This is a genomic window from Nonomuraea spiralis (assembly GCF_014648435.1).
GTDB classification, from domain to species: Bacteria; Actinomycetota; Actinomycetes; order Streptosporangiales; family Streptosporangiaceae; genus Nonomuraea; species Nonomuraea spiralis.
The window spans coordinates 189,712-213,184 of the sequence record NZ_BMRC01000004.1; the positions used below are offsets into that span (position 1 = coordinate 189,712).

Below are 23,473 nucleotides of genomic sequence, written 5' to 3' on the forward strand. Positions count from 1 at the left end.
ACAGGCGGGTGAACCCAAACGACGATACCCGCCGGAGGGCCCTCGGATCAGGGAGAACCACACAAAGATGCGGGCCCGTTCCGGCATGGATGTGCCGGAGACCCGCGCCGGGCCAGGGCAGGGGGCCTGCGACAATGGGGCACGTGCGCGTTCTAGTCATCGGTTCCGGCGGGCGTGAACACGCCCTGTGCCGTTCGCTCAAACTCGATCCCCAGGTCAGCGAGCTCCACTGTGCCCCCGGCAATGCGGGCATCGAGGACGTCGCGACCGTCCATCCCGTCGATCCCGTCGATCCCGCCCAAGTGGCTGAGCTGGCCGGGCGGCTGGGGGCCGACCTCGTCGTGGTCGGGCCGGAGGCGCCGCTCGTCGCGGGCGTGGCCGACGCCGTACGCGAGGCCGGCATCGCCTGCTTCGGGCCGACCCGCGAGGCGGCCATGCTCGAAGGCTCCAAGGCGTTCGCCAAGGAGATCATGAAGGCCGCCGACGTACCCACCGCCCGGGCCCATACGTGCGAGACCGAGGCGGAGGCCGCGGCGGCGCTCGACGAGTTCGGCGCCCCCTACGTCGTCAAGGACGACGGGCTGGCGGCGGGCAAGGGCGTGGTCGTCACCCGCGACCGCGACCAGGCGCTGGAGCACGCGCGGGCCTGCGAGCGGGTGGTGATCGAGGAGTACCTCGACGGGCCCGAGGTGTCGCTGTTCGCGCTCTGCGACGGCAGCACGGCGGTCCCGTTGCAGCTCGCCCAGGACTTCAAGCGGGCCTACGACGGCGACGAGGGGCCCAACACCGGCGGCATGGGGGCGTACACGCCGCTCCCCTGGGCTCCCGAGGGGCTCACCGAGCAGGTCATGCGCGAGGTCGTGCACCCGACGATCGGGGAGCTGGCCCGGCGCGGGCTGCCGTACCAGGGGGTGCTCTACGTGGGGCTGGCCCTGACACAGAAGGGGCCGAAGGTGGTCGAGTTCAACGCGCGCTTCGGCGACCCCGAGACGCAGGTGCTGCTCGACCGGCTGGAGACGCCGCTCGGCGGGCTGCTGATGGCGTGCGCGACCGGTGAGCTCGGCCTCGACCCGGTGTTCAAGGACGGCTCGGCGGTGACCGTGGTGATCGCCGCGGAGAACTACCCCGACGCGCCGGTGAAGGGCGACGTGATCACGGGCCTGGCCGAGACCGAGCACGCGTACGTGATCCACGCCGGCACCCGGCGCGGCCCCGGCGGCGAGGTCCTCTCCAACGGCGGCCGCGTGCTGACCGTCGTCGGCAACGGCCCCGACCAGGACAGCGCCCGCCGCAACGCCTACGACCTCGTCGGCCGCGTCGAGCTGCGCGGCTCGCACCACAGGACGGACATCGCCCGATGAGACACCTGCACTCCGGCAAGGTCCGCGACCTCTACGAGACCGGCGACGGCCGGCTGCTGATGGTCGCCTCCGACCGGCTCTCCGCCTTCGACTACGTGCTGGAGCCCGACATCCCCGACAAGGGGGCCATCCTCACGCAGATGTCCCTGTGGTGGTTCGACCAGCTCAAGGACGTCGTGCCCAACCACATCCTGGCCAGGGGCGACGACGCGCGCAGCGTGTTGTGCAAGCCGCTGCGCATGGTCCAGGTGGAGTGCGTGGCCCGGGGCTACCTCGCGGGCGGCGGCCTGTCGGAGTACCGCGCGACCGGCGCGGTCTCCGGGGTGCCGCTGCCCGAAGGGCTGGAGGACGGCTCGCGGTTGCCGGAGCCGATCTTCACCCCCTCCACGAAGGCCCCCATGGGCGAGCACGACGAGCCGATCCCCTACGAGCGGGTGGTCGCGGAGGTCGGCGCGGAGACGGCCGAGGAGCTGCGGCGCATCACGCTGGAGGTCTACACGCGCGGCTCGGAGATCGCCCGCGAGCGCGGCATCATCCTGGCCGACACCAAGATCGAGCTGGGCTGGGACTCCGAGGGTGTCCTGACGCTGGGCGACGAGGTGCTGACGCCGGACTCGTCCAGATTCTGGCCGGCCGATGAGTGGAAACCGGGCCGGGCACAACCCTCTTTTGACAAGCAATATGTACGTGATTGGCTACTCTCGCCCGAATCTGGATGGGACAAATCCTCCGGAAACCCCCCACCTCGACTTCCCGAGCACGTGGTCGAGCGCACCAGACAGCGATACCTAGAAGCGTATGAGCGCGTCACAGGGGCTTCCTTTAGCGGATGATTCGGCTGGGCCATGTGGTGTTAGCGACTACTGTTGGCCCGATCGAGCCTCACCGTTGATTCAAGGAGCCGCACGAAATGGTCCGTTACCGCGTGCGCGGTGGCAACGCACTGCGTGGAACCGCGTTCATCCAGGGCGCGAAGAACGCCGTGCTTCCCATGATCGGCGCGGCTCTGCTGGCCGCCAGGGGTCGTACGGTCCTGCGGAACGTACCGATCATCGAGGACGTCCGGCGCGCGGTCGAACTGGCCGAGACCATCGGCGCGTACGTGGAGCTGCACGAGTCCGAGCGCACGCTGGTCATCGACGCCTCCCGGCTGAGCAGCCCCGTGCTGCCCGCCGAGATCGCACGCCGGTTCCGCGGCTCGGTGTTGTTCACCCCGGCGCTGCTCCACCGGCTGGGCGAGGCGATCGTGGAGGGCGTCGGCGGCTGCAACCTCGGCAGCCGCAACCTCGACTTCCATTACCTGGGCTACAAGCGGCTCGGCGCGGTGGTCGACGAGGGTGAGACCGTCATCCACGTCAAGGCCAGCGGCCTGACCGGCGCCACGCTCTACCTCGACACGCCCTCCCACACCGGCACCGAGAACCTGATCATGGCCGCCGCCCTGGCCAAGGGCACCACGGTGATCGAGAACGCCGCCCTTGAGCCCGAGGTGCTCGACGTCATCGACATGCTCACCAAGATGGGCGCGCGCATCAGCGGCGGCGGCACCGGGTTCATCACCGTCGAGGGCGTGGACGAGCTGCACGCCGTCGAGCACACCGTGATGCCCGACCGGCTCGACGCGGGCGTGTTCGCGATGGCCGCGGCGATCACCGGGGGCGAGCTGAGCCTCGTGGGCACCGGCCTCGACCTGGGCGTCGTCCGTTACAAGCTGGAGCAGATGGGCGTCGACTTCGCCCGGCAGGGCGCGGTGCTGCACGTACGCTGCGACCGCCCGCTGCGGCCCATCAACATCATCACCGACACCTATCCCGGGTTCGCGACCGACCTGCAGTCGCCGATGATGACCGTGGCCGCCCTGGCCGACGGCACCAGCTACATCCACGAGCGCATCTTCGACGGCCGTTTCGCCCTGGCCGGCGAGCTCAACAAGATGGGCGCCAACGTCGAGGTCGACGGCAATCGGGCCGTCGTACACGGCCGCACGCCGCTGACGGGCGCCCGGGTGACGGCCCACGATCTGCGCTCCGGTATCGCACTCGTACTCGCCGGTCTGGCCGCCGAAGGAGAGACCGTGATCGAGTCGGGATACCTCATCGATCGCGGCCACGCACATCTCGCGGCACGAATGCGCGCGCTCGGCGCGGACATTACACGAGAGATTTCCGAGCACTAAAAAACGCGAGAAAAACCTCGTTGAGCTGCTGAGACATCTTGTCGGGCGGTCAACCAGAACGACTTTCCGGAAAAGTCGGGCGTGACATTACGGCCCCCGCGAGCGATCGTTCCAAAAGAGAGCACTGCAACGGACGGCAGGATGGGACGAACATTGGTCGAGAGGGCCGAAGAAACTCCCCGAGTGTCACGCCCGGGCGCTATGACACCGGACCTCACCATCGGCGTGGTCGGACCACACGACTTGGTCGAGCGAGTCATGCTGATGGGTCACGCCGCGGCTCCGCTGCCGTGTCGCCTGGTCGCGGCCGCTTACCGCGATGAGCAGGAGGCGCCCGACAAGGTGACGCGGCTCGGTCCCGGGGTCGACGCATGCCTGTTCGCCAGCCCGGTCCCTTATGACCTGGCCAGGCGATCCGGTGTGCTGACGATGCCCGCGACCTACGTGCAACTCGGTGGAGCTGCATTGGTGGCGGCGTTGGCAAAGGCCGCACTGGACACTCGGATGGACCCGCAACGGGTCAGCGTGGACGTGGTCAGCAGGGCGGATGTCGAGGAGGCGTACACAGACCTCGGCATCCCGGCCACGGACGTGCACAGTCGCGACGAGCCCGGAGCCACGGGCACGATCGCGGCCTACCACGAACGGCTGGCCCGACAGGGCGCCACCTCGGGAGCACTGACGTGCCTGCCCGCGGTGGCCGAACGCCTGCATGCCGCGGGCGTTCCGGTCATCAGGATCAGGCCGACCTCCGCGGCGGTCCGGACGGCGCTGCACACCGCGGCGCTGCTCGGGGCGCATCACCGGCTGGAGGAGTCGCAGCTCACTGTTGTGCTGGTGGAGGTGCCGACGCTGCGCGAGCCCGTGCGGCGCGCGGCGCCTCGCTACTGGCGCGACGAGTTGCGGCTGTCGCTGCACCGGCTGCTGGTCCAGGAGGCGAACCGGATCAACGCGACCGTCTGGCCGATCGACGATCACAGCTACCTGGTCACCGCGACCAGGGGCTCGATCGCCGCGGCCACCGACGGGTTCAGGGTGTTGCCCTTCGCGGCGAGGATCCGGGACGAGCTGGGGCTGGCGGTCGAGGTGGGCGTCGGGATGGGGCGTACGACGCACGACGCGGAGTCGCATGCGCGGGCCGCGTTGGCCCGTACGCAGGCGGGCAAACAGGCACAAGGGTTCGCGGTGGACCGCGAGGGCCGGGCCCTCATCCCGGCCCCCCGGATGCCACCTACCGGGTCGACCGCGCTCAAACCCAAGGGCGTGGAGGTACTGGCCAGGCTGGCGGCCAAGCTCGAAGGCGGCGACACGGTGGTCGACGCCGAGGGCGCGGGCAAGATGCTCGGGGTGACGCCACGCACGGCTCGGCGGTTGCTGCGCACGTTGGTTGACGAGGGACTCGCGTGGCCGCTCCCGCCGAACCGCACCCCGCAGCCGGGGCGCCCGCGTCAGCTCTACCGGCTCATCGTGGAGAAGCTCGGGCCACGATGACCGTACGGGGCCCGTCGTCCCATCCCAGGGGCGACGGGTGCCCGATTCTTGACCTGGGAAGTCAAAGGTTACGGACAATCCCCTTGACTCTTGGGAACTTATTGGTTGACCCGAGTAGATACGGGTATGTTCACCCACGCCCCCGATCGACGGGATTCGGACGGGGGCGCCAAACTTTCCGCCCTTTCCGACTTCTCAGCCGGGCCACGCGTACGAGAAGGGCTCTGCGAGGGGCTGTGGGCCACGTGGCGGCACCAATGGGACAGTGGACATGTCCTGATATAGCCGGTCACTTAGCTCGATCTGGGGACGCTCTCAGCACGCGCATGCGATTCCGGACACCGGAGCGGTCAGCGCGTCGACCGGGTGGCGGGTGACGCCGGAGGCGGTCTCGACCGGGAAACCCTCCCTGGCCCAATATTCGAAGCCGCCGAGCATCTCCTTGACCGGGTACCCGAGCTTGGCGAACTCCAGGGCGGCGCGCGTGGCGCCGTTGCAGCCGGGGCCCCAGCAGTAGGTGACGACGGTGACGCCCTCCGGGACGAGCGCGGTCGCCCGCGCGGCGATCTCGGCGGTGGGCAGGTGGACGGCGCCCTGGATGTGACCCTGGTCCCAGCTCTCCCGGCTGCGGGAGTCGACGACCACGACGCCCGGCGAGCCGGCGGCCAGGTCGGCGGCCACGTCGGAGACGTCGGTCTCGAACGCGAGCCGCCCGGCGAAGTGCGCGACCGCGACGGCACTCGCCGCCGCGGGCACAGTGGTGACAGCAGCGAGGGCGGAGGTGACGGCAGAGCTGGCGACGGGGCTGGCGACGAGGCTAGCGCTAGTGGACATTTGCGGCTTTTCCCTTCTTTTCCGGACAGCCACGATCGTCCCAGCGGCCCGGCTGCCACGACAGTGGCGCAAAAGCCGCTGACCGCTAATATCCCGCCAAGTCCGGAGTCCGATACCTGCAGGCGTTATGTCGGACTCCCCCGGTAGGGTCATGACCCATGAGTGCAAACACCACTGACAGCCGCGCTCCCGTGCTGGTCTGGAGCGCCCTGGCGATCGTGTACGTGGTGTGGGGCTCGACCTACCTCGGCATCAGGATCGCCATCGAGACCATGCCCCCGATGCTCAGCGGCGCGCTGCGGTTCGTGACCGCCGCGCTGCTCCTCGGCGGGTTCCTGGTGATCAGGAAGGGCCTGGAGCCGTTCCGGGTGTCGTGGCGGCAGTTCGGCGGCGCGGCGCTCGTCGGCCTGCTGCTGCTGACCAGCGGAAACGGCCTGGTCGCCGTCGCCGAGCAGCACATCTCCAGCGGCCTGGCCGCGCTGCTCGTGGCCTCGGTGCCGCTCTGGCTGGTCGTGTTCAGGCTCGTGGTCAGGGACCGGCCGGCCGTGCTGACGACGGCGGGCGTGCTCGTCGGGTTCGCCGGGGTGGCGGCGCTGTCGCTGACCGGCGGCCAGTCGGTCGACACCACCGGGATCGTGGTGATCCTGGTGGCCTCGTTCTCGTGGTCGGTCGGCTCGTTCCTGTCGGCGCGCATCGCGATGCCCGCCAACCCGTTCGCGGCCAGCACGATCGAGATGCTGGTCGGCGGCGCGGGCCTGGCCGTGACCGGCATGTCCCTCGGCGAACGGCTCGACCTGACGGCGATCTCCGGACGTTCCTGGGCGGCGCTGGCCTATCTGGTGCTGATCGGCTCGCTGGTGGGCTTCACCGCCTACACCTGGCTGCTCGGGAACGCGCCGATCTCGCTGGTCTCCACGTACGCCTACGTCAACCCGGTCGTCGCCGTGCTCCTCGGCGTGCTGGTCGTGAACGAGCACGTGACCCCGCAGATCATCGCCGGCGGCGCGGTGATCCTGGTGGGCGTCGCCCTGGTGGTCTCCACCGAGCGACGCGCCAGGACCAGACCGGCCGCCCTGGGCGAAGAGGTCACCGCCTAGCCGCGGAACTCCTTGGCCGCGGCGAGGAAGGCGTCGTTGGCCTCGGGGTCGCCGATGGAGACCCGGGCCCCCTCACCCGCGAACGGCCGTACGGCCACGCCCTCCACGGCGCAGGCGGCGGCGAAGTCGAGGGTGCGCTCGCCGAGCCGCAGCCAGACGAAGTTCGCCTCGGTCGGCGGGACCGTCCAGCCCTGCTCGATCAGCGCCTCGCGCACCCGGCTGCGCTCCTTGACCACCCGCTCGACCCGCTCCAGCAGCTCGTCCTCGGCCTTGAGGGAGGCGACGGCGGCGATCTGCGCGAGGTGGTTGACGGCGAACGGGATGATCGTCTTGCGGATGGCCGCCGCCACCGGCTCCTGGCCGATCAGGTAGCCGACCCGCAGGCCCGCCAGCCCGTACGCCTTGGAGAACGTGCGCAGGACGCAGACGTTCGGCCGGTCGCGGTAGAGCGTCAGGCCGTCGGGGACGTCCTCGTCGCGGACGTACTCGCGGTAGGCCTCGTCCAGCACCACCAGCACGTTCTCCGGCACCCGGTCGAGGAAGGGCACGAGCGCGTCGCGGCGGATCGAGGTGCCGGTGGGGTTGTTGGGGTTGCAGACGAAGACCATGCGGGTCCGGTCGTTGATCGCCTCCGCCATGGCGTCCAGGTCGTGATCCTCGCCCGCGAGCGGCACCCGTACCGAGGTGACCCCGGCCAGGTCGGCGAGCAGCGGGTACGCCTCGAACGACCGCCACGCGTAGACCACCTCGACGCCGGGCTCACCGACCGACTCGAAGAGCTGCTGGGCGACCGTGACCGAGCCCGCGCCGAGTGCGATGTGCTCGAACGGCACGTCGTACCGCTCGGCGATGGCCTCGGTCAGCTTGACCGCGCCCGGGTCGGGATAGCGGTTGATCTGCCGGGCGCCTTCGGCGACGGCCTCGACCACGGAGGGCAGCGGGTCATAGGGGGATTCGTTCGAGGAGAGCTTGTACGACCGGCCGTCGGCGGAGACCACTGCCTTGCCCGGCTTGTAGGGGGGCATGGTGTCCAGGATGTGGCGGAAACGAGGCATGAGACCACCTTAAGAGGCCGGACCTCGTGAAGCATCACGCAGGTGGCCTGTCCGCCGCCCTATGGGCGGGTTCGTTCCCAGCGGAGCTCGCCGTCGTGGACGTGCGTGGTGGGACGCAGGCCGGCGTGGGCGGCCACCGCTCCGGAGGCGGCGTGGTCCGGGTGAACGTGGGCGACGACCGTGCGGATGCCCCGGTCGTCACACCAGCCGACCAGGGCGCGGGCGGCCTCGGCGGCCAGGCCGCGCCCCTGCCAGGGAACGCCGACCACCCAGGCGATCTCGGCGGTGTCCTCCTCGACGGTCGCCTGCACGTAGCCGGTCAGGCACCCGTCCGCACGCAGCCTGAGCACCCAGTTGTGCCAGCTCGGCGGGCCCGCGACCAGGCGTTCGTAGCGGGCCCGCAGCTCGGGGACGGTGAGGGGGACACCCCCGGTGAACGTGTGCAGGCGCGGGTCGCCCAGAACGGCGGCCATCTCCTCGGCGTGCTCGACCCGCAGGGGAAGCAGGCTCAGGCGAGGGGTCTCGACGACGTCCATGGGGCTCATTCCTGGAGCATGGGCGGGTGGAGCAGCTCGGCCGGGCCCCGGCGGTAGAGCTTGGCGGGACGGCCGCCGTCCCGGGTGGTCGTGGCGCCCGTCTCCACCAGGAAACCCTCGGCCTTGGTGACCTTCCGGTGGAAGTTGCGCGGGTCGAGGACGCGGCCCCAGACGATCTCGTACACCCGGCGCAGGTCCGCCACCGTGAACTCCGGTGGGCAGAAGGCCGCGCCCAGCGAGGTGTACTCCAGCTTGGCCCGCGCGCGTTCGACGCCGTCGAGCATGATGCGGCGGTGGTCGAAGGCCATCACGGCCAGCGCCTCGACCGGCTGCCAGCTCATGTGGGCCTTCTCCGAGGCCGGCAGGTCGGGGGCCAGGCCCAGGTAGGCGACGCTCAGCACCCGCTGACGCGGGTCGCGGTCGGGGTAGCCGTACGTCTGGAGCTGCTCCAGGTGCACGGGGGCGCCCGGCAGGCCGGCCCGTTCGGCCAGGACGCGGTGGGCGGCGGCCGGCAGGTCCTCGTCGAGCTGGATGAAGCCGCCGGGCAGCGACCAGCGCCGCAGGAACGGCGGGTTGTCGCGGCGCCACACCAGGGCGCTGAGCGCGTGGTTGCGTACGGTGAGCACGACCAGGTCGACGCTGACCGGGATGCTCGGGACCATGGACGGCACGTTACACGGAGTCCCGTCTGCCTAGGCGGACACGCGTACGTGGAGCGGCGTCGTCGTCTGTTTGCCCGACTCGCCCTTGACCCGGATCCTGACCCACTCCCCTGGCGGCACCTGGTTCCAGTCGAACGGCACCCAGGCCGTCGACATCCGGGCCGGGTGCTCGTCCAGCGGGTCCTTGTCCAGCCAGCCGACGGCCGCGACCACCAGCTCCTTCGTCCCGCCGGACCATTCGACGAGGACGGTGCTGCCGTCCAGGTTGTAGCCGCGCACCTCGACGCCGTCCTGGGGGTCGCGGGCCCGCCTGATGGCGTCCACGGCGATCGGGCGCTGCCAGTCGGAGGCGATCTCGTCCTGGAGCGAGGGGTCGCCGCAGGTCATGAAGTCGCTCCACATGTAGGAGACGATCTTCTGGACGTACCGGCCGGCCATCGTCACGGCCTGGTCCAGGCGCTTCTTGTCCGTCTGGCCCCGGGTGCCCTGCGGCGCGCACGGCTCCTTGCCGGACGGCTCGAACGCCTCCACGTTCGCCCACAACTCCACCTGGTGGCCGGCCTGGATCATCTCCTCGCGGGCCTTGGCCATCTCCCGGTAGTAGTCGCGGGTCGAGCCGTGGTAGGCCGTGCCGTACGCGGCCTCGCCCACGACCGAGCGCAGCCGCTCGTCCACCTCGGTCTCGCGTTCGTCCGGCCAGAACAGGCCGACCTTGCCGGTGCCCCGGCTGTCCTGGGGGGCGATGATGCCGACGCCGGTACGGGCCAGCGCCTTGAACGCCTCGGCGACCTGCGCCGGCGTCTGGCCGAAGCCGACCCGCTTGCGCGCGTCCAGGTACGGGCTGATCAGGATCGGTTTGCTCAGCTCCTGCTCCACGATCCGGTGCTGGTCGGCGTAGACCTCAAGGGTGGGGTTGGTGGCCAGCGTCGAGCCCATCTGGACCTCGAACGGCTGGTAGACGCCGCCCAGCGCCCTCCTGTCGGCGAAGCGCACGCCGTAGTCCTGGAGGATGCGGCGGGTCAGGGTGGTGAGGGTGCCGATGTGCTTCCTGTTCGCCCTGGTCGGTGTCTCGGGGTCGCGCGGGGCCAGCGGCAGCGCGGGGAACACCTGCATGCTGAACTGGTCGGCCAGGTCGAGCAGTTCCTTCAGGCTGTCCTTGGCCGAGCCGGCCACCAGGATCATGTCGTACGACGTGGCCTTCTTCGTGAAGTCGCAGGTGGCGTCGTCGGAGCCGTCGGGAGGGGCGACCATCCGGTAGTAGATCCGGTCGCCGACCTTCACGCGGTGTTCCATGCCGGGGCAGCGGAACAGGTCGTCGCCGAACGCCTCGTCGGTCCTGTAGACGTACGTGCGGCCGATCCGGTTGCCGGGGTTGGCCTTCCTCAGGTCCCGCTCGGCGGCGTCGTGGCAGCTCAGGCCGTCCTCTTCGCACGCCTTGTAGAGCGGGTCGAGCGTCCCGTCCTTCGACAGCACCTCGCCCGAGTCGGACACGCCGCGGAACTGCAGGCCGTACCCGATCCTGATGATCGTGTCGCCGCCCGCGCGGTGGATCTCCTGGAGCTGGTGGCGCCAGGTGCAGGGGTTCGACTTGGGCGTGATCCAGTAGCCGGTGACGGCGTAGAAGTTCTTGGTGGTGGTGTCGAACGTTCCACAGGGGTCGGTGAACTCTTTGACCTTCGGCGGCGCCGGCGAGGTGGCGGTCCTGGACGGCTTGGGCGTGCTCGACGGGGACGCGACGGGTCGCTCGGACGACGACGGGAAAAGGATGATCGCGACCGCGACCATGGCCAGGACGGCTGCGCCCACGAGCAGGAAGAGCCATCGCACGTTCAGGAACCTACCGCTCTCGTGATCTGCCGGAGATAAACCGCTATCGCGTGATCCCGGCCCATGCCTCAAGCTGGGTCACGAACCGCTTGGCCGAGTTCGGCCAGTGATGGTTCGCACGGGCCGACGCGTAACCGCGCGCGCCCTGCGCCCGCCGCTCGCGTACGTCGTCCCGCAGCGTCAGCACCGCCTGCGCGACGGCCTTGGGGTCCTCCCAGGGCACCACGATCCCGCTGTCGTACCGCTCCACCAGCTCGACCGCGCGCGGCGACGGCGTCGTGATGACGGGGATGCCGTGCGCCATGTACTCCACGATCTTGGTGGGCATCGAGTGCCGGTAGTTGGGCTCGTCGTGCAGCAGCGACAACCCGGCCAGCGCCCCGTCGAGCCGCTTGAGCGCCTCGTCGTTGGGCATGAAGTCGCGCCACTCCAGCAGGCCGTCGGTGACGGCCTGGTTGAGGATGGGACGGCTCTGCGGGTCGGCGTACCCGATCAGCTCCACCGCCACCCGGTACGGCTGCAGCAGCTTGGCCACCTCGACGGCCTCGAACACCCCGCGCGCCCGCGACAACCACCCGAGGTAGACCACCCGGTCGTCGCCCGGCGGCGTCACCGAGTCCGGCACCCAGGTCTCGTTCGGCACGATCAGGTGGGCGTGCTTGAACCGGCCCGCGTAGGCGGTCTCGGCCAGCAGCAGGTGCATGTGCCGTTCGGCGGTGCCCTCCAGCATGCGGGCGAAGAAGCGTACCGGCGGGCGCAGGAACGAGGGCAGCCACGGCTTGAGCGAGAGCGTCGCCGGGGTGTCCTCGTGCACGTCCCAGACCACCGGCGGCCGGTTGCGCACGCCCCAGACCGCGAACAGCAGCTCCGGGTCGTGGATCAGGACCAGGTCGACCTTGTTCCGCATACGTTTGAACAGCCGCCGGGCAGCCCAAACGGCCGCCATGCGTTTCCGCTGGGCGGCCCTGGGCAGATCGACGCCGGTGACCCATGGACGCGGTACGACCCCGTGAGCCGTGAAAGAGGCGGCATACGTGACCTCATGACCGGCATCCACGAGGGCACGGATCTGCCTATGCAGAATTCTCGCGTCCTCGGGGTTATGCACCACCGTCATGACGAGCACGTGCACTGCGCGCAGCCCTCCGTCGCTACAGCCGCTCGACGCGTTCACCCTCGGTGAGCACACCGCGGGTGTCCAGCACGAGCCTGGCCTTAGCCTCGACCATGGCCAAGTCGAACGCGGCGTGCTGCTGCAGCAGCAGCGTGACGTCCGCGTTGACCACGGCCGTGGCCAGATCCTCTTCGCGCGGCACCGGAGTGCCGTCGACCGACCATTCCTTGACGTACGGATCGGCGAACGAGAGTTCGGCCCCCAGCTCCAGCAGCGCACGCGCCACAGGTAGAGCCGGAGTCTCCCGCTCGTCAGCGATATCCGGTTTGTACGTGACGCCGAGCATAACCACTCTTGCGCCGTTTACGGCCTTCTTATGTCTGTTCAGCAGTCGCTGGACGCGGGCCACCACGTAGGACGGCATGCGTTCGTTGATCTCCTGGGCCAGCTCCACGAACCTGAACGGGTACCCGAGCTTGCGCACGGTGTACGACAGGTACGAGGGGTCCACGGGGATGCAGTGACCACCGACGCCCGGCCCCGGCAGGAACTTCTGGAAGCCGAACGGCTTGGTGGCCGCGGCCTCGATCGACTCCCACAGGTTGATGCCGAGCTCGTCGCAGAAGATCGCCATCTCGTTGACGAGGGCGATGTTGACGTGCCGGTAGGTGTTCTCCAGCAGCTTGGCCATCTCGGCCTCGCGGGTGCCGCTGACCGGCACCACCTGCTCGATGAACTGCTTGTAGAACACCGTCGCCCGGTCGCGGCAGACCGGCGTGTAGCCGCCCACGACCTTGGGGGTGTTCTTGAGCCCGAACTTCGGGTTGCCCGGGTCGATGCGCTCGGGCGAGAAGGCCAGGTGGAAGTCCACCCCGGCGGTCAGGCCCGACTGCTCCAGCAGCGGGCGGGCCACCTCGTCGGTGGTGCCGGGCCAGGTGGTCGACTCAAGGACGACGAGCGTGCCCTTGCCGAGGTTGCGGGCGACGGTCTGGGTCGCGCCCTCGACCGCGGACAGGTCGGGACGGTGGTCCTCGTCCAGCGGGGTGGGAACGCAGATGACGATCGTGTTGCTTCTGGCCAGCACGGACTCGTCCAGCGTCGCGCTGAATCCGTTCGCCAGCATGTGATCGAGGTCAGCGTCGGTCAGGTCATCGATGTAGGACTGCCCGGCGTTGAGCGCGTCGACCTTCCGGGGGTCGACGTCCACGCCGACGACCCGCAGCCCGGCGGCCACCGCTTCCTTCGCGAGCGGCATGCCGACGTAGCCCAGACCGATGACAGCCAAGTCGATTTCTGTCACAGCAGTGCCTTCGAGAGCCGGAAACAACACTTCATGGTCGCAAAGGCTATCTCAAGTCCACCTAGCTCACGCCTAATGCGACCGAACCGGTCGCAACAGACAGCCAATCCGGAGGTCATCATTCGGCAAGCGATCGGTATAGAGCTTGATAAGTCTCGGCAACGCGGCTCCAGGTCCGCTTCGCCGCCACTTCCGCACGTCCGGCCTCGCCCATCTCCGCCCTCCTGGCCGGGTCCTCGCGCAGCCCGGCGATCGCCTTGGCCAGCTCGGCCGGGTCGCCGGGCGGCACCAGCAGACCGGCCCCGTCGGAGCCGACGAGTTCGGACAGCGCGGGCAGGTCGCTGAGCACGACCGGCTTGCCGAGCGCCATCGCCTCGACGGGCTTCAACGGCGTGACGAGCCGGCAGACCCGGAGGTCCTCGCGCGGGCAGGCGAAGATGTCGATCGCGTCCTGGGCCTGGAGCGCCTCGTCGGGGCCGACCCGTCCGGGCAGCACGGCGTCGCGCAGGCCCAGCTCCTCGACCAGCGCGAGCAGGTTCTCCCGCTCGGCGCCGTCGCCCACGATGAGCACCCGGACCGGCGTGCCGTCGTCGCGCAGCAGCGCCGCCGCGCGCAGCAGGGTCGCGAAACCCTCGTACGCCACGATGCTGGACACGGATCCGACCACGATCTCGCCGGGGGCGATGTCGTACGCGCCACGGAACGAGGCGCCGTCGTATTGGGCCGACAGCAGGGTGTCGTCCACGGCGTTGGGGGCCAGGTGGATGCGTTCCCTGGGCACGCCCCGCTCGACGATCTCCGTGGCCATCGTCTCGGCCAGCGTGACCACGGCGTCGGCCTCGCGCATGAGGAACGCCTCGCGCTCACGCTGGAGCACGTGCCGCTGGCTGCCGACCCGGATCGGGTCGCGGGAGGCCCACGTCTCCTCCAGGAAGCCGCGTACCTCGTAGACGAAGGGGGTGCCCGTCCTGTCGCGGACGGCGTGGGCGACCGAGCCGTTGCGGTGGTCGGTGGCGGCGTGCAGGACCTGCGGCCGCAGCTTCTCGACCAGCCTGGTGACGCCCTCGGCGCCCTTGACCATGCGGCCGCGCATCTCGAACGGCACCTCGCCGTGCCCGTCGGGCAGCAGGCGGTAGTACGGGATGCCGTCGATCTCCTCGTGCGGAGGCGCGTCGGCGTGGCCCTGGAGCATCGGCCAGCCCCAGCTCGTCACCACGTGCGGGTCGAGCCCGGCCGCCTTCTGGGAGGAGACGATCCGATGCGTGCGCACGGTGTAACCGGCCTGCGTGTACGGCAGCGCGTTGGTGACCAGGTGCAGCACGCGGCCCGCGACGCGCTCGCCGATGGCGATCTTCGGCGCGGGCGGGATCGGGTCGGGGCTGATGGCGGCCAGCTCACCGCGGTAGTAGGCGGCCCTGCGCTTGACGAAGGGGTACTTCGTGTGGGCTTCGAGCACGTCGGCGGCCTGCGAGACCCGGCCGGCGTCCCAGTGTTCCTTCGCCTCGTTCCACGGCGCCTTGATCATGCGCATGCCGAGCTTGCGGACCATGCGCCGGGCGCCACGGGCGGCGGGCCAGGCCACGCTGCCGACGAACGGGCGGAGCTTGGGCGGGAGCGCGTCGGCGGCTGCCTGCGCCACGCGGACGGGGTCGGACTTGACCTTCGTCACGACGACGCGGGAAACGATGACGGGGTGCTGGACGAAGCCTTTGAGAAGTCCCCCCACGCCGGCCCGGGCGGACTTCGCGGAAACCTTGGAGGAGTCTTGACGACTGGCGTCGGATGCCACGCTGGGACCGTACCATAGGCAGCGTTTTTTCCCTTCCGCTCTGAAAGGCGAGGTCAATGAGGGAGAACCCCCTGGTCCTGCACGTTTTGGGTGCTCGTCCCAATTTCGTGAAAGCGGCTCCGGTGGTGCGTGCACTCGGTGAACTCGGCGTGCGGCAGGGCATCATCCACACCGGTCAGCACTACGACGCGCTGATGTCGGACGTCTTCTTCGCCGACCTCGGGCTGCCCGAGCCGGTGGCCAACCTGGCGGTGGGCTCCGGCACGCACGCCAGGCAGACCGCGGCCCTGCTCGTGGGCCTGGAGGACGTCTTCCTCGCCCAGGAGCCCGACCTGGTCGTGGTCTACGGCGACGTGAACTCGACGCTGGCCGCGATCCTGGTCGCCGCCAAGCTCGGCATCCGTACGGCGCACGTCGAGGCCGGACTGCGCTCGTTCGACCGCGGGATGCCCGAGGAGGTCAACCGGGTCGTCACCGACGCGCTGGCCGACCTGCTGTTCGTCACCTCGCCCGAGGCCCTGGCATACCTGGCGTCGGAGGGCGTGCCGCCGGCGAAGGTGCACCTGGTGGGCAACCCGATGATCGACAGCCTGTTCGCCGCGCTCCCGGCGCTGGACCCGGCGCCGGTGGTGGCGCGGCTGGGCCTGCCCTCCCGGTACGCCGTGGCGACCCTGCACCGCCCGGCCAACGTGGACACCGCCGAGGCCGCGAGGGAACTGGTCGAGGCCGTGCTGGAGGTGTCGCGGCGCACCCCGGTCGTGGTGCCGGTGCATCCGCGCGGCAAGGCGCGGCTGGCCGAGGCGGGCCTGGTCGACGGCGAGACGATCAAGGTGATCGAGCCGCTGGGCTATGTGGACTTCCTCTCACTCGTCCGGGGCGCGGCCCTGGTCGTCACCGACTCGGGCGGTGTGCAGGAGGAGACGACGATGCTGGGCGTCCCCTGCCTGACGCTGCGGCCCAACACCGAGCGGCCGATCACGATCACGCACGGCACGAACCGCCTGGTCACGCCCGCGCTGCTGCCCGCCGCCGCGGAGAAGGCCCTCGCCGACGGCGCCGCGACGCCGGCCGGCGAGCTGCCGGTGATGTGGGACGGCAAGGCCGGGCCGCGCATCGCGACGGTGATCGCGGCGTGGCTGAAGGGCGACAACCTGGCGCCTGCTTCCCAGGCCAAACGCCCCGAATAGCGGCTGAATCCGCCGTACTATGACATACCTCCGCTGAGCGATAGGCGTATCACCATGGCCGAAAATCCCGAGCCCCCCGCATTCCAGCGACTGGGTCCCGTCAACTGGCTGCCCGAGGAGCGCAAGCTCGTCGAGCGGTACGAGGCCGAGGTCAAGGAACTGCGGCGGCGGCTGGAGATCGCCGAGGCGAAGGCCGCGTACGCGGGCTGGAAGCTGGAGGCGACGCAGGCCAAGCGTACGTTCAAGCTCGGCGAGGCCCTGGGCTCGAAGAGCCCGGGGAAGATCGTCGAGGCGGTCAGGTCGAAGGACAAGGCGCCCAAGCCGCCCATGCCGGTCGCCGAGGCCGCCGAGGTCGCCAACCACCGGCCTCCGCTGGTCGAGGTGCCCACGGCGAAGTGGCCGCTCGGCCCGGTCAACCGCCCCGACCTCAAGGTCGCGGTGATCCTGGACGACTTCTCCAGGATGGCCTTCAGGTACGAGTGGGACCAGATCGAGTTCGGCCTCAAGGACTGGCCGGAGATCTTCGCCGAGAAGCGCCCCGACCTGCTGTTCTGCGAGTCGGCCTGGCACGGCAACCAGGGCCGCTGGCGCTACCAGATGACCGGCACGAACGCCCCCAAGGACCCCCTGCGCGACCTGGTCGCCTGGTGCCGCGCGGAGGGCATCCCGACGGTCTTCTGGAACAAGGAGGACCCGCCGAACTTCGACTTCTTCATCGACACGGCCAAGCTGTTCGACTACGTATTCACCTGCGACGGCGACATGGTGCCGAAATATCGCGAAGTATTGGGACACGACCGGGTCGATGTGCTGCAGTTCGCCGCCCAGCCGCGTGTGCACAACCCGATCCAGCAGAAGCAGGGCCGCCTGCACGACGTCGTGTTCGCCGGCATGTACTTCCGCGACAAGCACCCCGAGCGCCGCGAGCAGATGGAGACCGTGCTCGACCCGGTACGCGAGCTGGGCCTGCACATCTTCGCCCGCAACGGCGAGGTGGACGAGAAGTACGCCTGGCCGGAGAAGTACCGGCCGCACATCGTGGGCGAGCTGCCCTACGACCAGATGCTGGCCGCGTACCGGATGTACAAGGTCTTCCTCAACGTCAACTCGGTGCTCGACTCGCCGACCATGTGCGCCCGCCGCGTCTTCGAGTTGTCGGCGTGCGCGACCCCGGTGGTGACGGGGTGGTCGCGGGCGATCGAGGAGACGTTCGGCGAGCTGATCCCGATCGCGCGGGAGCCGATCGAGTCGTACAACCAGGTGCTGCACCTGATCAACAGCCCCGAGCTGCGGGCCAGGATGGGACACCTGGCCATGCGCGAGGTCTTCGACAAACACCTGTTCTCGCACCGGGTGGACCAGATCCTGCAGAACCTCGGCCAGGCCACCCAGCCCCGGTCACGGTCGATCTCGGTCGTGCTGCCGACCAACCGCGCCTCGCAGATCGAGCACGCGATCTCGTCGGTGGCCCGGCAGCTTCACCGGCCGCTCCAGCTGATCATGGTCCTGCACGGGCTGGACATCGACCCGGTGGTCGTCGCCGACAAGGCCCGCATGGCCGGCATCACGGACGTCGTCGTCCTGCCCGCCGCCCCGGAGCTCTCGCTCGGCGCCTGCATGAACCTGGGCATCGCGGCCGCCGAGGGCGACCTGATCGCCAAGATGGACGACGACAACCTCTACGGCGAGCACTATCTGTCGGACCTGGTGCGCGCGTTCGACTACTCCGACGCCGAACTGGTCGGCAAGGGGGCGCACTACGCGTACTTCGAGGGGAGCAACACCACCATGCTCCGCCTGCCCGGCCTGGAGCACCGGTACTCCTTCCTCGTCCAGGGCGGCACGTTCCTCGGCAAGGCGGACATGTTCCGCTCGTACGGCTTCGCCGACATCACGCGGGGAGAGGACACGCACCTCGTACGCCGGCTGAAGGAGGATTCCGTCAAGATCTACTCGGCGGACCGCTTCAACTTCGTCTACTGGCGCAGCGCCGACGCCTCCATGCACACCTGGCAGGCCGACCACATCAAGCTGACCCGCAACGCCCAGTTCTCCTTCGTCGGCCGCCCGGACGCGCACGTCCTCATCTGAGAAGACCCCGGGCCCGCCTCAGCGGGTGACCCTGGCCAGGTTCTGGTCGGCGAGGCGGGCGAGCTCGAACATGCCGGCCGGCTTCACCTTCTCGCCGACCACGAGCATGCTCATGATCAGGTGTTCGCGCCGCATGATCACCGTGCCGATCTGCGCGTGCTTGTCGCCGCCGGAGGCCGTCGTCAGGTACGCCCGCGACTCCTGCCCCTTGGTCGGCATGGTCAGCGTCTGGGTGCGGTAGGTCACCTCGGAGCCGCCGACGGTCGCCTTGTACAGGGAGCACTGCGGCGGCAGCGGCGCGGGCAGGGACGCCGACGGCATCGACATGACGGCCTGCGTGATCGAACCGCGGGCGGCCGAGAAGGCGATCACGGCGGCGGGCGCCCGGGCGACCTCCGGCTCGGTGGCGTCGAGCTGGGCGGCCCCGGCGCACTCCGGACGTTCCAGCTTGGCCTGGTGCATGGCCTCCAGCCCTTGCTGGGTGGACTTGAGCGAGCCGTACGCCCCCAGCTCCGGCCCGTACGCGATGCGCATGCCCTTGGGCACGGGCAGCAGGGCGGCACGCAACCTGGCCGACTCCGCGGACGAGGCGGACGCGGCGGGCTGCGTGGCCGATCCGGCGGCCTGGTCCGCGGACTCGCCGGAGGAACATCCGGCCAAGACCATCATGCTCAGACATGCCCCCGAAATTGCCTTAAGCACGAATTCTCCCCTTGTTCTAGCGGCATTTTTGAAAACGCTAGAGGACGCGGGAAGTAAGGAGCCGAGTAACGTCGCTATTCGCGGGATTGAGCTGATTCGCGGATAATTTCGGGTTCGGCGCCGTTCGGAGATCCGCCGTTCGGAGATCCGCCGTTGAGCAGCGCCCTGGCCAGGCCGAGTCCGGTGCCGCCGAGCGTGAGCGCCTTGGCCAGCAACTCCTCCACGCCCTGGGCGCCGTTCAGCACGACCATGTGGTCCACGTTCCCGAACGCCTTCGCGCCCGCCTCGACGACCTCCGGCCAGCGTTCGGCGAGCTGCTGGGCGATGACCGCCTCCTGGTTCTCCTTCAGCGCCTCGGCCCGCGCCCTGATCGCGTCGGCCTCGGCCAGGCCGAGTGCCCTGGCCGCGTGCGCCTGGGCCAGGCCGCGTGCCTCGGCGGCCTGGGCCTCCGCCTCACCGGTGATCTTGGTGGCCGCGCCGGCCGCCTCGCCGCGCAACCGTACGGCCTCGGCCTCGGCGGCGGCGGCCAGCTTGACCTGGCCGGCCTGCGCCCCCGCGCGCAGCTCGGTCTCCTGGGCCTCGGCCTGCGCCTGGGCGATGCGCGCGTCCCGGTCGGCCTGCGCGAGCGTGACCGTCTCGTACGCCCTGGCGTCGGCGGGCTTGCGCACCTGCGACTGGAGCCGCTGCTCGGCGAGCTGGGCCTCCAGCTCGGCGGCCCTGGTCTCCTGGACGACGACCTCCTGCCGGGCGCTCGCCTCCGACAGCGGCCCCGCCTGGCGGGCCGTGGCCTGCGCCTGGTCGATCTCGGCCTGGTAGGCGGCCTGCTTGATGCGCGCGTCGCGCTCGGCGGCGGCCTTGTTGGCGAAGGCGATCTGCTCGGCCTCGGTGGCCTCCTGGTCACGCTGGGCCTGGGCGATGCGGGCGGTGGCCGCGACCCGGGCGGCGTGCGGCTTGCCGAGGTTGGCGATGTAGCCGGTCTCGTCGTCGATCTCCTGGATCTGCAGCGAGTCGACGATCAGCCCGAGCTTGCTCATCTCGTCGGCGGCCGAGGCCCTGGTCTCGCTGGTCAGGCGCTCGCGGTTGAGTATGAGGTCCTCGATGGTGAGGTTGCCGATGATCGAGCGCAGGTGCCCGGTGAACAGCTCGTGGATCGCGCTGGTCATGAAGTCCTGCTGGTCGAGGAAGCGGCGGGCGGCGTTGGCGATCGAGGACAGGTCGTCGCCGACCTTGTAGATGACGACGCCGCGGATGTGGACGGGGATGCCCTGCTGGGTGACGCAGGAGACCTGGAGGTTGGCGGCCCTGGTGTCCAGGCGCAGCCGTCTGGCGGCCTGGAAGCCGGGCAGCACCGCCGTGCCCTTCCCTGTGATGATCTTGAAGCCGAGGCTGTCGACGCCCTCGCCGCGCCGGCGCGCCCCGAGGCCGGAGATGATCAGCGCCTCGTTGGGCTCGGCGACCCGCCAGACGGCTTTGAACAGCAGGATCACGGCTATGACCGCGATGATCGCGGCTCCGGCGACGATGTAGACCTCGGGGGACATCCGGCCCTCCCTAGATGAGTGCTCTGGCCACGTAGACCGTGCGCGGGGGGAAGTACTCCACCACGACGACGATGGTTCCGAGGCCGAACTCCTCGTCGGGCACGCTGGGGTGGGCGTAGAACGCCTCCACCCCGCCCCTGACCGGGACCATGACCTCGCCGACGAGCCCAGGGCCGATCTTTCCCGTGACCCTGCCCTGCTTGCCGACCACCGCGCTCCCCCCGCTCGCTTCCATTCCGGACGCTACTCCAAACGGGCATTCGCGGTAATAGGCCACGCAAAATGTTTCTCGAACCGCTGCGCGCCCCTGTGGGGCTTTTGGCCGATGTGCCGATGATCGCCCTCATGAGCAGGAATCCACGCGACCTCGGGTTGGATGTGCCCATTTCCCGCCGTGACTTGTTCGACGGGATTGCGGTGAGTGCTCTGGGCTGCTCGGCGGTGAAAGCCGTTGTCAACCCGGCGGAACCGGCCGGAGGGCTGCGCGGGGACACCCCTCAGGCCGTCGCCGTGCCGCACGCGCTGCGCGACGGCCGTTTCTGGCGGCACGCGGGCCGCCCCGAGCCCACCGGCGAGACGTACGACCTCGTGGTGGTCGGCGGCGGGCGCAGCGGGCTCAGCGCGGCGGAGGAGTGGCTGCTCGTGGACCCGGGGGCGCGGGTGCTCGTCCTGGACAACCACGACCCCGGCGACCACGGCGGGCCGGCCGGGTTCGGCACGGGCCCGCCCGTACGCGTGATGTGCGACAAGGAGAGCTTCGGCGCCGACACCCTGCTCCCGGTCGGCCGGTGGGACGACCTGCCGCTCGCCGCGCGGGCCGTCGGCGACCTGCGCAGGCTGCGCGACGACCCGCCCGACTGGTTCCCCGGGTTGTCGCAGGAGGACAAGCAGGAACGCCTGGCCGAGCTGACCTACTCCGGGTTCCTGCTGGAGGTCTGCGGCGTGCACCCCGACGCGGAACGTTTCTGCCGGACCCTGCCGTGCGCCGAACGCGCCTACGACGGCCGGGCGCTCGGCGCGGTCGACGCCTGGGCCGCCGGCTACCCGGGCTTCGGCGGTCTGGGGCTCGACGGCCGGGGTGTCGGCGGCCTGGGTGTCGGCAGGCTGTCGCGGTACGCCTCGCCCGCCGGGCCGCGGGCCGGGAGCCGCCGGGCCGCCGGACGTGCGCTGCTGCGGCCGTCCAGCCCGGTGGTGTCGGTACGGCACGCGGACACGTCCGTGGTGGTCGCCTACTTCGACGGGCATCTGGTCAGGACCGTCGCCGCCGAGTCGGTGATCATGGCGTGCTGGAGCTCGGTCGTCCCCCACCTGGTGCCCGATCTGCCCGAGCCGCAACGGCGGGCGTTGCGGCAGGCGGTCCGGCTGCCGGTGCTGGAGGCGAGCGTACGGCTGCGCGGCGGCCGGGCGCGCACCGGGCGCACCCGGTGGACGGGCGCCTTCTGGTGCCTGACCGAGCCCGCGCCCGAGGGGCTGCGCCTGCTGGCCACGCCGTGCCGGTCGGAGCTCGGGCCCGTGGCGGGCGCGGCGGCGGGCCGGGACGAGCTGATGGCGACGCCGTACGACCGGCTGGAGGACGGCGTACGCGACCAGGTGACCCGGCTGCTGGGCCCGCGTACGGGGATCGAGTCGATCACCGTCCACCGGTGGGGGCACGGGCGGCCGATGGCGTATTGCAGGCCCTGGCACCCCTTCTATCCCGACGGCCCCTTCCCCGCCGAGGTCGCGCGCAGGCGGTTCGGCCGGATCGCCATCGCCGGTTCGGACACCGAGCCGGCGGCCGGCGGCGAGGCGGCGGTGGTGGCCGCGCGCAGGGCGGTGCGGGAGCTGACCGCATGAGGCTCTGGCTGCGGGTCCTCCTCGGCGGGCTGGCCCTGTGGGTGGCCACGGTCGCCGTCACGGCCTGGACGGCCAACTCCAACCTCGTGCCGACCGTCGTGCTGTTCGGCAGCTTCCTGATCCCGGTGACGTTCGTGGTGTGGGCGTACGGGCGCGACCGCTCGCCGGTTGTCACGGTCGAGCTGCTGTTCAGGGCGTTCGTGGTCGGCGGGGTGCTGGGGGTGCTCGGCGCCTCTCTGCTGGAGAGCTGGCTGATCCGGCCCTCGCTCCTCATGTACGCGCTGGTCGGCCTCATCGAGGAGGGCGTGAAGCTGGCCGCCCTCATGTACGTCACGCGGCACGCGGCCAGGCGCTCCCCCCGGGACGGCGTCGTGCTCGGCGCGACCGTCGGCTTCGGCTTCGCCGCCTTCGAGAGCTCCGGGTACGCCTTCAACTCCCTGTTCACCGCCGAGGGCCTGTCGTTGTCGCAGCTCGTCGAGACCGAGATCCTGAGGGGCATCCTGGCACCCGTGGGCCACGGCCTGTGGACCGCGATACTCGGCGGCGTGCTGTTCGCCGCCGGCGGCCGCCTGAGCGGGCGCGTCGTGCTGAGCTACCTCGGTGTCTCGCTGCTGCACGCGCTCTGGGACTCGATGACCGCCATCGCCATCGCGGTCACCCTGGTGCTGACCGGGCGGCCGTGGCAGTTCGAGCTGCTGCGGATCGGCCGGGTGCCGCACGTGACCGAGTGGCAGGTGCACGTGTACACGCTGGTGAACTGGGGTGGACTCATCGTGATCTCGCTGGTCGCGCTGGTCTGGCTCTGGAGGGTGCTGCGCGCCGCCCGCCGGGAGACCGAGATCATGCCCCAATAATCACGGTAATCATCCTGTTC

At 70.2% G+C, this 23,473-nt stretch carries 20 protein-coding genes; 9 read left to right on the plus strand and 11 right to left on the minus strand.

Annotated features, from left to right (window positions below; all coding sequences use genetic code 11):
• Nucleotides 1-143: 143 nt before the first annotated feature.
• From purD to IEZ27_RS11115, 4 genes are all read left to right on the plus strand, one after another.
• Nucleotides 144-1,361 (plus strand): phosphoribosylamine--glycine ligase, encoded by a 1,218-nt coding sequence (gene purD / locus IEZ27_RS11100; RefSeq protein WP_189647115.1) that lies wholly within the window; start codon nucleotides 144-146, stop codon nucleotides 1,359-1,361.
• A complete protein-coding gene (locus tag IEZ27_RS11105; protein ID WP_189647116.1) occupies nucleotides 1,358-2,194 on the plus strand; it encodes a phosphoribosylaminoimidazolesuccinocarboxamide synthase in 837 nt (278 codons plus the stop codon). Before purD ends, IEZ27_RS11105 begins: the two co-directional genes overlap by 4 nt.
• A gap of 77 nt (nucleotides 2,195-2,271) precedes the next feature.
• Nucleotides 2,272-3,537, plus strand: a complete 1,266-nt coding sequence (gene murA / locus IEZ27_RS11110; RefSeq protein ID WP_189647117.1) for a UDP-N-acetylglucosamine 1-carboxyvinyltransferase — start codon at nucleotides 2,272-2,274, stop codon at nucleotides 3,535-3,537.
• Nucleotides 3,538-3,738: 201 nt separating this feature from the next.
• Nucleotides 3,739-5,028, plus strand: a complete 1,290-nt coding sequence (locus IEZ27_RS11115; RefSeq protein WP_125644142.1) for a GTP cyclohydrolase IIa — start codon at nucleotides 3,739-3,741, stop codon at nucleotides 5,026-5,028.
• Between the two features lie 315 nt (nucleotides 5,029-5,343).
• Here the strand turns inward: IEZ27_RS11115 and IEZ27_RS11120 are convergent, their stop codons facing one another.
• A complete protein-coding gene (locus IEZ27_RS11120; protein ID WP_189647118.1) occupies nucleotides 5,344-5,862 on the minus strand; it encodes a rhodanese-like domain-containing protein in 519 nt (172 codons plus the stop codon).
• Nucleotides 5,863-6,020: 158 nt separating this feature from the next.
• Between IEZ27_RS11120 and IEZ27_RS11125 the strand changes: the two genes are divergently transcribed.
• Nucleotides 6,021-6,959 carry an EamA family transporter gene (locus IEZ27_RS11125; protein WP_189647119.1) on the plus strand — a complete coding sequence of 313 codons (939 nt, stop codon included), beginning with the start codon at nucleotides 6,021-6,023 and terminating at the stop codon, nucleotides 6,957-6,959.
• Here IEZ27_RS11125 and hisC read toward each other — a convergent pair.
• The 7 genes from hisC to IEZ27_RS11160 all read right to left on the minus strand — a co-directional run bounded on the left by hisC (nucleotide 6,956) and on the right by IEZ27_RS11160 (nucleotide 15,122).
• On the minus strand, nucleotides 6,956-8,014 hold the full coding sequence (gene hisC / locus IEZ27_RS11130; protein ID WP_189647120.1) for a histidinol-phosphate transaminase: 1,059 nt from the start codon (nucleotides 8,012-8,014) through the stop codon (nucleotides 6,956-6,958). The genes IEZ27_RS11125 and hisC overlap by 4 nt on opposite strands.
• Nucleotides 8,015-8,073: 59 nt before the next feature.
• The gene (locus IEZ27_RS11135; RefSeq protein WP_189647121.1) at nucleotides 8,074-8,559 is read right to left on the minus strand and encodes a GNAT family N-acetyltransferase; all 486 of its coding nucleotides are present in this window, start codon (nucleotides 8,557-8,559) and stop codon (nucleotides 8,074-8,076) included.
• On the minus strand, nucleotides 8,556-9,212 hold the full coding sequence (locus tag IEZ27_RS11140) for an NUDIX hydrolase (RefSeq protein WP_189647122.1): 657 nt from the start codon (nucleotides 9,210-9,212) through the stop codon (nucleotides 8,556-8,558). Before IEZ27_RS11140 ends, IEZ27_RS11135 begins: the two co-directional genes overlap by 4 nt.
• A gap of 30 nt (nucleotides 9,213-9,242) precedes the next feature.
• Entirely contained in the window at nucleotides 9,243-11,039 is a 1,797-nt protein-coding gene (locus tag IEZ27_RS11145) for a DUF4434 domain-containing protein (protein ID WP_189647123.1), read from the minus strand.
• Between the two features lie 43 nt (nucleotides 11,040-11,082).
• The gene (locus IEZ27_RS11150; RefSeq protein ID WP_308427269.1) at nucleotides 11,083-12,156 is read right to left on the minus strand and encodes a glycosyltransferase; all 1,074 of its coding nucleotides are present in this window, start codon (nucleotides 12,154-12,156) and stop codon (nucleotides 11,083-11,085) included.
• A 34-nt stretch (nucleotides 12,157-12,190) separates the two neighbouring features.
• A complete protein-coding gene (locus IEZ27_RS11155) occupies nucleotides 12,191-13,438 on the minus strand; it encodes a nucleotide sugar dehydrogenase (RefSeq protein WP_268246053.1) in 1,248 nt (415 codons plus the stop codon).
• A 133-nt stretch (nucleotides 13,439-13,571) separates the two neighbouring features.
• Nucleotides 13,572-15,122, minus strand: coding sequence for a glycosyltransferase family 4 protein (locus tag IEZ27_RS11160; RefSeq protein WP_229823869.1), 1,551 nt, complete (start codon nucleotides 15,120-15,122; stop codon nucleotides 13,572-13,574).
• A 176-nt stretch (nucleotides 15,123-15,298) separates the two neighbouring features.
• On the opposite strand from IEZ27_RS11160, the gene wecB reads away from it, so the two are divergent.
• The gene (gene wecB / locus IEZ27_RS11165) at nucleotides 15,299-16,429 is read left to right on the plus strand and encodes a non-hydrolyzing UDP-N-acetylglucosamine 2-epimerase (RefSeq protein WP_189647127.1); all 1,131 of its coding nucleotides are present in this window, start codon (nucleotides 15,299-15,301) and stop codon (nucleotides 16,427-16,429) included.
• A gap of 54 nt (nucleotides 16,430-16,483) precedes the next feature.
• Nucleotides 16,484-18,520, plus strand: a complete 2,037-nt coding sequence (locus tag IEZ27_RS11170) for a glycosyltransferase family protein (protein WP_125644159.1) — start codon at nucleotides 16,484-16,486, stop codon at nucleotides 18,518-18,520.
• 18 nt (nucleotides 18,521-18,538) lie between these two features.
• On the opposite strand, the gene IEZ27_RS11175 is transcribed toward IEZ27_RS11170, so the two are convergent.
• The 3 genes from IEZ27_RS11175 to IEZ27_RS11185 form a co-directional block, all read right to left on the minus strand.
• Nucleotides 18,539-19,180, minus strand: coding sequence for a hypothetical protein (locus IEZ27_RS11175; protein ID WP_189647128.1), 642 nt, complete (start codon nucleotides 19,178-19,180; stop codon nucleotides 18,539-18,541).
• Between the two features lie 116 nt (nucleotides 19,181-19,296).
• The gene (locus IEZ27_RS11180) at nucleotides 19,297-20,763 is read right to left on the minus strand and encodes a flotillin family protein (protein WP_189647129.1); all 1,467 of its coding nucleotides are present in this window, start codon (nucleotides 20,761-20,763) and stop codon (nucleotides 19,297-19,299) included.
• A 10-nt stretch (nucleotides 20,764-20,773) separates the two neighbouring features.
• Nucleotides 20,774-20,998, minus strand: a complete 225-nt coding sequence (locus IEZ27_RS11185) for a hypothetical protein (RefSeq protein WP_229823870.1) — start codon at nucleotides 20,996-20,998, stop codon at nucleotides 20,774-20,776.
• A gap of 206 nt (nucleotides 20,999-21,204) precedes the next feature.
• Here IEZ27_RS11185 and IEZ27_RS11190 point away from each other — a divergent pair, with 206 nt between their 5' ends.
• Nucleotides 21,205-22,599: a hypothetical protein gene (locus IEZ27_RS11190; RefSeq protein ID WP_229823871.1), complete on the plus strand. Its 1,395-nt coding sequence runs from the start codon at nucleotides 21,205-21,207 to the stop codon at nucleotides 22,597-22,599.
• On the plus strand, nucleotides 22,596-23,453 hold the full coding sequence (locus IEZ27_RS11195; RefSeq protein ID WP_189647130.1) for a PrsW family intramembrane metalloprotease: 858 nt from the start codon (nucleotides 22,596-22,598) through the stop codon (nucleotides 23,451-23,453). The genes IEZ27_RS11190 and IEZ27_RS11195 overlap by 4 nt, the downstream gene beginning before the upstream one ends.
• Nucleotides 23,454-23,473 lie beyond the last annotated feature (20 nt).

Coding starts and splice junctions, on each gene's coding strand:
- IEZ27_RS11170 (WP_125644159.1), top strand. CDS start 16,484: ATGGCCGAAAATCCCGAGCCCCCCGCATTCCAGCGACTGGGTCCCGTC.
- IEZ27_RS11120 (WP_189647118.1), bottom strand. CDS start 5,862: ATGTCCACTAGCGCTAGCCTCGTCGCCAGCCCCGTCGCCAGCTCTGCC.
- IEZ27_RS11180 (WP_189647129.1), bottom strand. CDS start 20,763: ATGTCCCCCGAGGTCTACATCGTCGCCGGAGCCGCGATCATCGCGGTC.
- IEZ27_RS11135 (WP_189647121.1), bottom strand. CDS start 8,559: ATGAGCCCCATGGACGTCGTCGAGACCCCTCGCCTGAGCCTGCTTCCC.
- IEZ27_RS11105 (WP_189647116.1), top strand. CDS start 1,358: ATGAGACACCTGCACTCCGGCAAGGTCCGCGACCTCTACGAGACCGGC.
- IEZ27_RS11115 (WP_125644142.1), top strand. CDS start 3,739: ATGACACCGGACCTCACCATCGGCGTGGTCGGACCACACGACTTGGTC.
- IEZ27_RS11150 (WP_308427269.1), bottom strand. CDS start 12,156: ATGACGGTGGTGCATAACCCCGAGGACGCGAGAATTCTGCATAGGCAG.
- IEZ27_RS11140 (WP_189647122.1), bottom strand. CDS start 9,212: ATGGTCCCGAGCATCCCGGTCAGCGTCGACCTGGTCGTGCTCACCGTA.
- IEZ27_RS11125 (WP_189647119.1), top strand. CDS start 6,021: ATGAGTGCAAACACCACTGACAGCCGCGCTCCCGTGCTGGTCTGGAGC.
- murA (WP_189647117.1), top strand. CDS start 2,272: ATGGTCCGTTACCGCGTGCGCGGTGGCAACGCACTGCGTGGAACCGCG.
- wecB (WP_189647127.1), top strand. CDS start 15,299: ATGAGGGAGAACCCCCTGGTCCTGCACGTTTTGGGTGCTCGTCCCAAT.
- IEZ27_RS11185 (WP_229823870.1), bottom strand. CDS start 20,998: ATGGAAGCGAGCGGGGGGAGCGCGGTGGTCGGCAAGCAGGGCAGGGTC.
- IEZ27_RS11195 (WP_189647130.1), top strand. CDS start 22,596: ATGAGGCTCTGGCTGCGGGTCCTCCTCGGCGGGCTGGCCCTGTGGGTG.
- hisC (WP_189647120.1), bottom strand. CDS start 8,014: ATGCCTCGTTTCCGCCACATCCTGGACACCATGCCCCCCTACAAGCCG.